Raw genomic sequence first — 11647 nt, 5'->3', positions numbered from 1 at the left:
TCCATCCGCTCGATCCGCTCGACCCCAGGCAGGTGCGAACGATGCAGAGGCAGAGACAGAGGCAGGCACAGCAACCGGGGCGGCGGGGACAAGGGAGGAGGCAGGGGCGGTGGGCGCCGCGGCAGCAGTGGCGGCCCGCGCGGCGATGGGCGCGGCAGCGGCAACGGCGGCGGCGGCGGACGCCGCAGTGGCCGTCGACCTGGCCGTCAACCTGGCAGTGGACCCGGCAACAGGCCCGGCAAGGGGCACGCCGGGCAGGGCAGCGGACATGGCGGTGCACATGGCAGTGGGCGCGGCGACGGGAGAGGCCGTCGGCCAAGCGCGTACTGGATCTGGCCCTCGGCTCGATCCTGCTGGCCCTGGCCGCCCCCCTGCTCGCCGCGGGCGCCCTCGCCCTCGCGGCGCGGCGGCTCCCGGGCGGCGTACTGACCCGGTCGCCCCGGGTAGGCCTGGGCGGCCGCCCCTTCGTGCTGCGCTCGCTGCGCACCCGGCGGCTGCGGCTGGATCTGCTCTCCCGGCTGCCGCACGTCGTACGGGGAGACCTCTCGCTGGTCGGGCCGGAGCCCCTGGCACCGGACGACCACCGGACACGGACCGCGGGGACCCCCGCATCCGCCGCGCCCCCCGGCGCGAGACACTGGCGGCAGGACCTGAAGCCGGGCCTCACCGGCCTGGCACAGGTTCGCTCCCGCTCCGGAATGCCGTGGGACGAACCCGCCCTGCTCGACCAGCACTACGCCGAGCACCACTGGGTGGGACTCGACCTGGCCATCCTGGTGCGCGCCGCACACACTCCGCTGCGCCGGGCGGTCCGCGGACTCACCCGGCACGGCAAGGCACACCTGAGCGACACAGATCACCGCCGGTGCGGCTACAGCGCGGCGGAATAAGTGGATAGTGTCAGCACAGACTGATTAAGTTACTGCTTAGTAATTGCCAGTATTCGCTTGTAGACGCTGGATCCCACCCTCGCAGGCCCGAGGAGCCCCCACATGCAACTCGCCGCGATCATCGTGTCGCTGGTGCTGACTGTCGTCGGCGTTGCGCTCATCGCCCGAGCCGTCGCGCAGATCTACCGGTTCGTCACGCTCGGACAGCCGGTCCCGGCGGGCAGCCGCACCGACAACCCGAAGCAGCGCACGATCACCCTGGTCAAGGAATTCCTCGGCCACACCCGGATGAACCGGTGGGGGATCGTCGGCTTCGCGCACTGGTTCGTCGCCATCGGCTTCCTGACGCTGCCGCCGACGCTGCTCCAGGCGTACGGGCAGCTCTTCAAGGCCGACTGGGTCCTGCCGATCATCGGCGACTGGCCGCCGTTCGAGATGTACACCGAGTTCATCGGTCTGATGACGACGGTCGGCATCCTCGTACTGATCGCCATCCGGCTGCTGAACCTGCCCTCGCGGGCCGGCCGCAAGTCCCGCTTCGCGGGCTCCAAGGCGTGGCAGGCGTACTTCGTCGAGTACGTCATCCTCGTCATCGGCCTGGCGATCCTGACCCTGCGCGGCCTGGAGGGCGCGATCCACCACGTGGAGGGCTACGAGGCGTCGTACTTCATCTCGTACCCCCTGGTCCTCGCCTTCAAGGGCCTCGCGCTCGGCACGCTGCAGAACCTCATCTACTTCACCGCGATGATCAAGATCGGCACCTCGCTGATCTGGATGATCACGGTCTCGCTCAACACCAACATGGGTGTCGCCTGGCACCGCTTCCTCGGCTTCCCGAACATCTGGTTCAAGCGGAACGCGGACGGGGAGTCGGCGCTCGGTGCGCTCCAGCCCATGACCTCCGGCGGCAAGGAGATCGACTTCGAGGACCCGGGCGAGGACGACGTCTTCGGGGTCTCCCAGGTCGAGCAGTTCTCCTGGAAGGGCATCCTCGACTTCTCCACGTGCACGGAGTGCGGTCGCTGCCAGTCGCAGTGCCCGGCCTGGAACACGGGCAAGCCGCTCTCCCCGAAGCTCCTGATCATGTCCCTGCGCGACCACGCGCACGCCAAGGCCCCCTACCTGCTGGCCGGCGGCGGCAAGGACATGGAGGGCAACGAGAAGGCGTCCGAGGAGCAGCTGAAGGACGTCCCGGCCGCGGCTCTCGCGGAGGCCGAGCGCCCGCTGATCGGCACGGTCGAGGAGAACGGCGTCATCGACCCGGACGTGCTGTGGTCCTGCACCACCTGCGGTGCGTGCGTGGAGCAGTGCCCGGTCGACATCGAGCACATCGACCACATCGTCGACATGCGCCGCTACCAGGTGATGATCGAGTCCGCGTTCCCGTCCGAGGCGGGCACGATGCTCAAGAACCTGGAGAAGAAGGGCAACCCCTGGGGGCTCGCCAAGAAGCAGCGCGTCGAGTGGACCAAGGAGGTCGACTTCGAGGTCCCGATCGTCGGCAAGGACGTCGAGGACCTGTCCGAGGTCGACTACCTGTACTGGGTCGGCTGCGCGGGCGCGCTCGAAGACCGCGCCAAGAAGACCACCAAGGCCTTCGCGGAACTCCTCCACATCGCGGGCGTCAAGTTCGCGATCATGGGCGGCGACGAGAAGTGCACGGGTGACTCGGCCCGCCGCCTGGGCAACGAGCCGCTGTTCCAGCAGCTCGGCCAGGAGAACGTGGCCATGCTGAACATGGCGTTCGGCGAGGACGACGAGGACGACTCGACGAAGAAGGCGAAGGCGTCGAAGAAGATCGTGGCGACCTGCCCGCACTGCTTCAACACCATCGCGAACGAGTACCCGCAGCTCGGCGGCGAGTACGAGGTCATCCACCACACCCAGCTGCTCCAGCACCTCATCGACGAGGGCCGGCTGATCCCGGTGACGCCGGTCGAGGGCCTGATCACGTACCACGACCCGTGCTACCTGGGCCGTCACAACAAGATCTACACCCCGCCGCGCGAGATCATCGCGAAGGTCCCGGGCCTCAGGAACGAGGAGATGCACCGCCACAAGGAGCGCGGCTTCTGCTGCGGTGCCGGTGGTGCCCGGATGTGGATGGAGGAGCGGATCGGCAAGCGCATCAACAACGAGCGCGTCGACGAGGCTCTGTCCCTGAACCCCGACATCATCTCCACCGCCTGCCCGTTCTGCCTGGTCATGCTGACCGACTCGGTCAACGGCAAGAAGAACGACGGCAAGGCGAAGGAGTCGGTCCAGGTGGTCGACGTGTCGCAGCTGCTGCTGGACTCCGTGAAGACCCCGGCCGACCCGGCCGGTGAGACGGAGTCGGCGGACGCACCGGAGCCGGAGCCGGTGAAGTAGCTCGGGCTGCCGTGCGACAGCAGCGGCCGGACCTGCCTCGGGGGCAGGACCGGCCGCTGCTGCTTTCCCGCACAGGTCCCATGCCCCGCCCCTCGGGCCAACCCTCCGGGGCCCCCAGGATTCCCCCGGAGGTGCCCCCTGGATTCCCCTAGGGGATGTCACAGCTCGGCCGCAATGGCGGGCAGGTTCCCCAGGCCCTCTCACCGCACCCGAGCGGACCAGGTACGTTCGACGACGTGGCTGGATTCAGGATCGGACGCGGCCGGGACAACCGCACCCCGCAGCAGGCGCAGCAGCAACCGCGGCAGCAGCCGTACGGCACACAGGCACCACCGCCGTACGGGCAGCAGCCATGGCCACCGACGGGAGGCAACGGCGCCCCGCCCCCGTACGGCAACGGCGGGCCGAACACCGGCAACGGCGGCTACGGCAACGGCAGCGGAGGGCCGAACGCCGGCAACGGCGGCAACGGCTACAACGCCGGCGGCCAGGGCGGTGGCAACCACGGCGAACCGGAGTACTTCGGCGACCCGTACCAACAGCCCCACCACCCCCACGGATCCCCCCAGCAGGGCGACCCGTACGCCAACTCCCCGGGGCACACCCAGGCGTTCAGCATCGGCGAGGACCCGTACGGCGACGGCAACACCTACCGCGCCGGCCAGGCTCCCGCCCAGCCGGCCGGCCCGCGGCTGCCGTGGAAGGACCTGCTCACCGGCATCGTGCTGCGCCCGGGACCGACGTTCTGGCAGATGCGCGACTACCCGGTCTGGGGCCCGGCGCTCATCGTCACGTTCCTGTACGGCCTGCTGGCCCTCTTCGGCTTCGACCAGGCCCGGGACGACGCGATCCACGCGACGATCTCCACGGTGGTCCCCTACATCGTCATCACGGGCATCGGCTTCGTCATCGGCGGCCTGGTCCTGGGCGCGGTCACGCACACCCTCGCCCGCCAGCTCGGGGGCGACGGCTCCTGGCAGCCGACCGTGGGCCTCTCCATGCTGATCATGTCGATCACGGACGCCCCCCGCCTGATATTCGCGCTCTTCCTCGGCGGCGAGAACTCCCTGGTCCAGATCCTCGGCTGGATCACCTGGCTGGCCTCGGCCGCGCTCTTCACCTCGATGGTGAGCAAGTCGCACGACCTGCCGTGGCCGAAGGCGCTGGGCGCATCCGCGATCCAGCTGATCGCCCTGCTCTCGATCATCAAGCTGGGCACGGTCTGACGGATCCGGTCGTCCGGGAAGAAAGAAGAAAGTGGAGGGGCTCCGACGCTGTCGCGTCGGAGCCCCTCCACTTTCTCTTCTTTGCTTCTTTCTTCTTCTCTTCTTTGCTTCTTTCTTCTTCCTGCCGTCCCTGTCTTCCCCGTCCGGGTGCGCCCGCTCGCACGGGGCCGCGCCGACCGCACCGCACGGCACGCACCGCACGGACCACCTCGCGCGGACCGCACCACACAGGCCGCGCCCCGTCATCCGCCGGCGCCGCCCGGCGCTACGCGTCGAGAACCTGCCCAGTGCGCCGAACGACGGACTTCTCCACGCTCCACGGGAAGTTGATCCAGCGATCGGTCTTCTTCCACACGTATTCGCACTTCGCGAGCGAATGCGACTTCTCGTGGATGACCGCGCTGCGCACCTCGGCGACATGATCGATACAGAAATCACGCACCAGCTTCAGCGTCTTCCCGGTATCGGCGACGTCGTCGGCGATCAGGACCTTCTTGTCCGAGAAGTCGATGGCATTCGGCACGGGAACCAGCTTGATGAGCCGAAGCACGGTAGGTGTCACCTGCGGCGTCGACTGGCCTGCGGCGTCGACCAGGCGAAGCACGATGGTTGTCACCGGGACGGCACGCCGCACGTCACCAGCAGCGCGCAAGCACAGACGCCCAACAGCCCCGACGGATGGAAGCTGCGTCAGAACCCGTGCGCCGGGACGTGGCGGGCGTCGCTTCAACCGGTCACAGACCGGCGGCGTCCCGGGCCCTTTTCAGCACGGAGTCGAGCGCGTCCACTGCGGCGCCGTGCCGCCTCGCGCGCGCCGCCCGGTCCGCCGGTACCAGCCGCGCGGCAGCCTGCACGGCATAGGCGTCCGGGTCGCCGAAAGCAGTCCGCGGGTGCTCTCCCGTATCCGCGCAGTGTGTCGTGACTTCCTTGACCGCCTGGAGCACCACTGCCCGGTCCACGCCCGGCTGCATGGCCAGCCGTACCTGGAAACGAGCCATCCACTTCTCGCGGTCCTTCTCCCCCGCCGCGTCCGTTGTCCGGTCCTTCTTCGACACGTGCCCTCCCGGGTGATCGGCAGCCGTCCGTCAAAGGGTCGGACGCGTGGGTATCGAAATGGGTTGCACAAGCAAGAAGCTCATGAGTCCCAGGTGACTACGTGAGCCACGCCGGCCCTACCGTCCCGGTTGTCACAGGACGTCACAGGTCACGGGTTCTGGCACAGCTTCCAGCCCCGCCCTGCCCGGAAGTCCTGGTGACAGACCTCCTGCCTCAGTGACAGCTATCGTGCTTCGGCTCACATGACCGGCATTTACCAGGGTGGTATCCACCCCGGTGCAGAACTCCACGTTCACGAGGTGAATGTTCTTGCAGTCCAGGGCGTAGGCGAGCCCGCCCGCGACGAACACCCCGCCCCGCGCGATGCTCAGCACGACATCGGGCTCGAACCTCTCGTCGGCCACGGCCTGCGCCGGCTCACGCACGGCATGACCGAAACCCTCCTACGTCAGGTTCTCCCGCACATCAGCGCTCATCCGGCATCACACCTGGGTCCGGTGGAAATTCATGAACGACCGCGACGCGGTCGGCCCGCGCTGGCCCTGGTACCGGGATCCGTACCGCTCGGAGCCGTACGGGAACTCCGAAGGCGAACTCAGCCGGAACATGCACAGCTGCCCGATCTTCATCCCCGGCCACAGCTTTATCGGAAGCGTCGCGAGATTCGACAGCTCCAGGGTCACGTGCCCGGAGAAACCGGGGTCGATGAACCCCGCGGTCGAATGCGTCACAAGACCGAGCCGTCCGAGCGAACTCTTTCCCTCCAGCCGCGACGCGAGATCGTCGGGCAGCGAAATGACCTCGTACGTCGAAGCGAGCACGAACTCGCCGGGATGCAGGATGAACGCCTCGTCCCCGTCGGGCTCGACCATCCGCGTCAGATCGGCCTGCTCGACGGCCGGATCAATATGTGGATAGCGGTGGTTCTCGAATACCCGGAAGTAGCGGTCGAGCCGCACATCGATGCTCGAGGGCTGCACCATCGACGCGTCGAACGGATCAATGCGTACACGTCCGGCGTCGATCTCGGCCCGGATGTCCTTATCTGAGAGAAGCACGCCCCGAGGATACGCAGAACGCGCGGGCCCGCCCCAATCCGGGACCGCCCCGCGCGCCTGTCACCGCTCCTACCGCTGCTCGAACACCACCGGCACGGCATGCCGCAGCCGCGCACAACGAGGACAGCGAATGAGCCGCCCGGGACCGATCCGCCCGGCCCCGAGCTGCTGCATCGGGAACGAAGCGGTAGCGAAAACGTGCCCTTCGGCACAGCGGACGACGGTGCGCTCCATGGAGTCCATCAAGTCCCTTCCCCAACAAACCGTGGACGAGAAAGCCACATTAGGGGATGAACAGGACGCCACTCCAGGCGGCACTCCGACTCCCCACGCTACGCCTCCAACTCCCGCCCACCGCACCCGCATCCACCCTCCCCCACAACAAAAAAAGCCCCACGGCTCAAACGCCGGGGACCTGGCATGGGGTAGAGTGTGCAACGATGCGTAGCCGATCACACGGCGTGCTCCGCGGGTGTAGTTTAATGGTAGAACATGAGCTTCCCAAGCTCAGAGCGCGAGTTCGATTCTCGTCACCCGCTCCATGATGAAGGCCCTGGTCAGAGACCAGGGCCTTGTTTGTTGTCTAGACCACTTTTAGGGCCCGTGCCATTCGCGTGCCATAGCGGCCCTCCCAGACTCCATTAGTCGTGGATCCGTCACCCCTCAGGGCGAGCACTCCACTACCGGGTCCCGCATCGTGAGATCACTTCTAAGTGGCCTGCGTCACATACGCGGTGGGGGCTGTCTACTCCTGCGCGATCAACGCCGCGCGGCCCGTGAGGCGGATGGTCCTGGCGGACGCGGCACCAGCGGGTGGATGCTCGCACCCCCACTCCCCGAGGCTGCGACCGACTGCTGGCGGCGTACGTCGAGATCGATGTTGGCGGCGAGCCTGCGCTGATGCTCCTTGGTGGAGTGCTGATAGATCAGTTGCGCTCGCTCGGAGGACTGGCCAGCCCGGACCATGAGGTCCTTGAGTTTCGCGCCGGTGTCGGCGGCGAGCGTGTTGCCTGTGTGCCGCAGATCGTAGAAGCGAAAGCGTTCGGGCAGCCCGGCCTTGTCCCGGGCCCCTCCGCCACTTACGGCCGAACGTGGTGCCGCGCAGTACCGCTCCCCTTTCACCAACGAAGACGAGTCCGTCCGGCCCCGGCTGAGCGAACCATTCCAGGTGTCGACGGACGTCCTCGTGGAGGAATGACGGAAGCACGATCTCCCGTCGGCCCGCCCGGGACTTGGGAGCGCCGATCACACGGCGCCCTGTGTTGAGCTCCGGTGCGGCACGGCGAACCCAGAGCGCGCCGGAGCCGAGGTCCACGTCCTGCCGGCGGAGCTCGGCGAGTTCCTCGGGCCGCATCGAGGCGAAGGCATCGAGCAGAACCATGAGGCGCCAGCGCAGGCCGATCACCTCTGCCGCAGCGAAGACCTGCTCGACCGTCGCCACCGGCCGCTCGTCGGCGTCCTCGCGACCTGCCCCGCGAATCCGGCAGGGGTTCTTGCGCAGCATGTCGTCCTCGACGGCGGAAAGCGGTGCTGGGCCGAGATCCCTGTCCCTGCGCCGCCCGCACCTCCGGACGCGGCCGTGCACGTACTGCTTCCTAGGAGATGACCATGCCCCTCGCCCAGACCCCTGCCACCACCGCAGAAGTGATCGCAATCCGGCCCGGCCCGCCACTCACCGGGGCCGTGACCGTCGACGGCTCCAAGAACGCCGCTCTGCCGCTTCTCGCAGCTGCTGCGGCCCTGCGCCGGCCGGCGCGGCTCAGCAACGTCCCTACCAGCGCTGATGTATACGCCATGCTCACGCTGTTGCAGCAGGCCGGGCACCGACTGGCGCGTGCGGTCGGTGACCCGACCACGGTTCTGGTCCTGGGCGGCAGCGTCGGGCACGTCGCCCCGGAATTGTTCGAGACCGCCAGCCGCATCCGCGCCTCGTACTACCTGGTGCCCGCGCTGCTGGCTACCCACGGACACGCCGTCATGCCGTGGCCCGGCGGGTGCCAGATCGGGGATCGCGGGATGGAGCAGCACTTCAGGATCTACGAGGCGTTCGGCGACCGATACGCCGTGGACGACCGCGGTTACAGCGTCGTGGCCGGGAGCACCCGTACGGATTCCGTATCGGTGAAGCTGCCCTTCCGCTCGCGCGGTGCGACCGTCGCCGCGATCCTGCGAGCTGTTGTCGCAAACCGCCCGCTGCGGCTGGGCCACCCAAACCTGTCCCCCGAAGTCACCAGTGTCCTGGACGCACTGAAGTCAGCGGGCTGGGGAACGCGGACCACCGAACGCATGATCGCCCTCACCCCGCCCGTATGCGGCGACCGTGGAGGACTCGGTCACCTGGACAGTTCCCGGCGACAAGATCGAAGCGGGAACACTCGCCTGCGCGCTCGCGGCCACGGGAGGCAATGGCCGCATCGAGGGCGTACGAGGCAGAGACATCGCACCCTTCGTAGCCGCACTGTGCTGGCTCGGCATCTCTGTGGCCGTGCACGAGGATGCCCTCACTGTTCACGCCCGGAACACGATACCGACCGGCCACTCACTGCGCGCCATCGCGTCGCTCTCCCCCGGCGGCCTGGACGCCGACTTCGAACCCGCGCTGATGGCCCTGACCTTGGGGCTACCCGGCACGCATCTCTTCGCGGACACGATCAATCCCGGCCGCCACGGCAACCTGCTCCCCCAACTGGCGGTACTGGGCGCGGACATCGAGCAGATCTCTCCCACGATGTGCCGTCTCACCGGCCCGCAGCGTCTGACCGGCGCGGGGGTGGAATCCACCGACATCCGTACCGGCTCGGCCCTCCTCATCGCCGGGCTCACCGCGCGCGGTGTCACCACTCTCGGAGGGCTCCAGCAGCTCCGCCGGGGCCACGCCGACCTCCCCGCCAAGCTCCGTTCTCTCGGCGCGGACATCTGCGAGGTCACGCCGTGACCCGAAGCCTCCAGCGCATCCTGGCCACGACCGATGTCCATTCCGCCTTCGAGGACGCCCTGCCTCTGCTGGCCCACCTGCATGCGGCTCGGTCCGAGGCGCTCATCGTCGACAGCGGCGACTTCTTCGAAGGCAGCGGGTACTACCGGCTCGGCCGGGGACGGGTCGAGCGCGAGATCCTCACCACCCTGTACGACGTGATCGCCCCCGGGAACCACGGCTGGCCGCACTACTTCGAACCGAGCGTCCACCAACTCACCGTCTGCGCCAACGTGGTGGACGACGCCAATGGGGGTGCCTTGTTCCGGCGCATCCATCTGGCCAGGGTCGACGGCCGACGCGTCGCAGTGACCGGCGTCATGGGCATCCAGGCGTTCAACGCCGTCCCGCACGCCAACCGCGGACGCTTCTCCCCCACGAACAGCAACCCGTCCGGCCCCTTCTCGGCGTGGGCGCCCGGGCCGGTGGAGGCGGTCATCGTTGGCACTCTCTGGGGTCAGATGATGTGGTCCGGAGGTTCTGTGCCAGGAGCTCGGGGACGTCTTGGCGGCTCGGGCCGCGGTAGTCGTCCATGGCGTCAAAGCCGAAGGACCGCCTGTGCCTCGCCGGGTGCTTCGTTCTTCCGCAGTTGCCCGTTGAGTCGGCGGCGGCTTGGCCGGCGCCTAGACTAGAAGCCGTACTTCTTCCTCCCCGAATCACGCGGCCTGGAGTGCTGGCTGGTCAACGCCCGAGACGTCAAGAACGTCCCCGGCCGGCCCAAGACCGACCGCCTGGACGCGGTCTGGCTGGCCAAACTCACCGAACGCGGCATGCTCCGTCCCTCCTTCGACCCCCGAAAGCGGTCCGTGAACTGCGCGACCTGACCCGGGACCGGGCGGTCATGACGCACGAGCGCACCCGCCACAAGCAGCGCACCGAGAAACTCCTCGAAGACGCCCAGATCAAGCTCTCCACCGTGATCTCCGACATCTTCGGCGTCTCGGGGCGCGCCATGCTCGAAGCGCTGATCGTCGGCGAGCGCAGCCCGAAAGCCCTCGCGGATCTGGCCCACGGCACGATCAAGGCCAGCCACGCCACCCTCGCCGAATCGTTGACCGGCCGTTTCGAGGAACACCACGGGTTCATGTGCCGGATGCTGCTGGACACCATCGACTACCTCACCGTGCAGATCGACAAGCTCACCGCCCGTATCACCGTGCGCCTGGCCGAGCTGTCCACCACCGAGGACGACCAGGGCCCCGGGCAGGGCACCCTGATACCGATCACCGACACCGAACGCCTCGACGAGATCCCCGGCGTCGGCCCGAGCACCGCACAGGTGATCCTCGCCGAGATCGGCCTGGACATGACGGTGTTCCCCACCGCCGGACACCTGGTGTCCTGGGCGAAACTCTCCCCCCGCACCCTGCAGTCCGGGAACAAGAACACCTCCGGGCCCACCGGCAAGGGCAACCCCTGGCTCCGCGGCGCGCTCGGTGAGGCGGCGATCTCCGCCGCCCGCACCGACACCTTCCTCGGCGCCCGCTACCGCCGCATCGTCAAACGCCGCGGCCACATGAAAGCCCTGGTCGCCGTGGCCCGCTCGATCCTGGTGTCCGTCTGGCACCTCATGAACGACCCGACCGCCCGCTACCGCGACCTCGGAGCCGACTTCCACACCCGCAACCTCGACCGCCCGCAAAAGCCGCGACCTCGCCCGTGAACAGCTCTCCCCGATAGAGCAGCCGTTGCCCGTAGTCGCCGTCCACGTCCGGGTCGTCGACATCGACACGACGCACGTCGACTCGATCGAATTCCATTACCCGCCGCCAGGACGGCACGCTGTCCGCTCGTTACTCGCGATGCCAGTCGCGAGTGACATTGCCGTCCTCGTCCCAGAACGCCTCGTCTCGCGGACTGTAGATGTCATCGTCGAAGAATCACCGCGCCTTCAGGGCTCCATTGGGATGCCATTCCCTGAACTCACCTGTCGCCACACCGTTTCGCACGGTCCCCAATGACTTCCTGGAACCGTCCGGATACCACCCCTGCGACAAGCCGTCTCGGATGCCTTCGGCATAGACGTCCAGGTAGACCATCTGCCCGCCCACGTACTCGGCGACCTCCCCGGCA

Annotated in this window: 8 protein-coding genes, 1 tRNA gene and 3 pseudogenes; 7 read left to right on the top strand and 5 right to left on the bottom strand. The window is 68.0% G+C overall.

The window, feature by feature from the left end:
- The first annotated feature begins 41 nt into the window (after positions 1-41).
- From ACFVT1_RS06125 to ACFVT1_RS06115, 3 genes are all read left to right on the top strand, one after another.
- Entirely contained in the window at positions 42-890 is an 849-nt protein-coding gene (locus ACFVT1_RS06125; RefSeq protein WP_389792971.1) for a sugar transferase, read from the top strand.
- A gap of 102 nt (positions 891-992) precedes the next feature.
- Positions 993-3260, top strand: coding sequence for a (Fe-S)-binding protein (locus tag ACFVT1_RS06120; RefSeq protein ID WP_389792969.1), 2268 nt, complete (start codon positions 993-995; stop codon positions 3258-3260).
- 236 nt (positions 3261-3496) lie between these two features.
- Complete coding sequence (locus tag ACFVT1_RS06115) at positions 3497-4486, top strand: Yip1 family protein (protein ID WP_389792967.1); 990 nt, start codon at positions 3497-3499, stop codon at positions 4484-4486.
- A gap of 265 nt (positions 4487-4751) precedes the next feature.
- On the opposite strand, the gene ACFVT1_RS06110 is transcribed toward ACFVT1_RS06115, so the two are convergent.
- The 4 genes from ACFVT1_RS06110 to dcd form a co-directional block, all read right to left on the bottom strand.
- On the bottom strand, positions 4752-5216 hold the full coding sequence (locus ACFVT1_RS06110) for a phosphoribosyltransferase (protein ID WP_389792965.1): 465 nt from the start codon (positions 5214-5216) through the stop codon (positions 4752-4754).
- Between the two features lie 4 nt (positions 5217-5220).
- Positions 5221-5541, bottom strand: a complete 321-nt coding sequence (locus tag ACFVT1_RS06105) for a hypothetical protein (RefSeq protein ID WP_389792964.1) — start codon at positions 5539-5541, stop codon at positions 5221-5223.
- A 132-nt stretch (positions 5542-5673) separates the two neighbouring features.
- Positions 5674-5967 carry a hypothetical protein gene (locus tag ACFVT1_RS06100; protein ID WP_389792962.1) on the bottom strand — a complete coding sequence of 98 codons (294 nt, stop codon included), beginning with the start codon at positions 5965-5967 and terminating at the stop codon, positions 5674-5676.
- A 57-nt stretch (positions 5968-6024) separates the two neighbouring features.
- Complete coding sequence (gene dcd, locus ACFVT1_RS06095; protein WP_072487843.1) at positions 6025-6600, bottom strand: dCTP deaminase; 576 nt, start codon at positions 6598-6600, stop codon at positions 6025-6027.
- A gap of 468 nt (positions 6601-7068) precedes the next feature.
- Between dcd and ACFVT1_RS06090 the strand changes: the two genes are divergently transcribed.
- Positions 7069-7142 (top strand) — tRNA-Gly (locus ACFVT1_RS06090).
- A 217-nt stretch (positions 7143-7359) separates the two neighbouring features.
- Here ACFVT1_RS06090 and ACFVT1_RS06085 read toward each other — a convergent pair.
- Positions 7360-8122 (bottom strand): annotated as a pseudogene (locus ACFVT1_RS06085) (tyrosine-type recombinase/integrase); the annotation flags it as partial.
- Positions 8123-8208: 86 nt separating this feature from the next.
- Between ACFVT1_RS06085 and ACFVT1_RS06080 the strand changes: the two are divergent.
- The 3 genes and pseudogenes from ACFVT1_RS06080 to ACFVT1_RS06070 all read left to right on the top strand — a co-directional run bounded on the left by ACFVT1_RS06080 (position 8209) and on the right by ACFVT1_RS06070 (position 11237).
- Positions 8209-9535: pseudogene (locus ACFVT1_RS06080) on the top strand (UDP-N-acetylglucosamine 1-carboxyvinyltransferase).
- Positions 9532-9936: pseudogene (locus tag ACFVT1_RS06075) on the top strand (metallophosphoesterase); the annotation flags it as partial. The pseudogenes ACFVT1_RS06080 and ACFVT1_RS06075, both read left to right, overlap by 4 nt.
- 170 nt (positions 9937-10106) lie before the next feature.
- Positions 10107-11237: an IS110 family transposase gene (locus tag ACFVT1_RS06070; RefSeq protein ID WP_389792960.1), complete on the top strand. Its 1131-nt coding sequence runs from the start codon at positions 10107-10109 to the stop codon at positions 11235-11237.
- The last annotated feature ends 410 nt before the right edge of the window (positions 11238-11647 follow it).

The sequence above is a fragment of the Streptomyces sp. NPDC057963 genome (assembly GCF_042887155.1).
Taxonomy (GTDB): domain Bacteria; phylum Actinomycetota; class Actinomycetes; order Streptomycetales; family Streptomycetaceae; genus Streptomyces.
The sequence above is the reverse complement of the archived record's forward strand: the minus strand, read 5'-3'. Positions and strand labels throughout refer to the sequence as shown.

What these genes read in the sequence shown, in the direction of transcription:
- ACFVT1_RS06125 (WP_389792971.1), top strand. Translation starts at nt 42, where the DNA reads ATGCAGAGGCAGAGACAGAGGCAGGCACAGCAACCGGGGCGGCGGGGA.
- ACFVT1_RS06120 (WP_389792969.1), top strand. Translation starts at nt 993, where the DNA reads ATGCAACTCGCCGCGATCATCGTGTCGCTGGTGCTGACTGTCGTCGGC.
- ACFVT1_RS06070 (WP_389792960.1), top strand. Translation starts at nt 10,107, where the DNA reads ATGGCGTCAAAGCCGAAGGACCGCCTGTGCCTCGCCGGGTGCTTCGTT.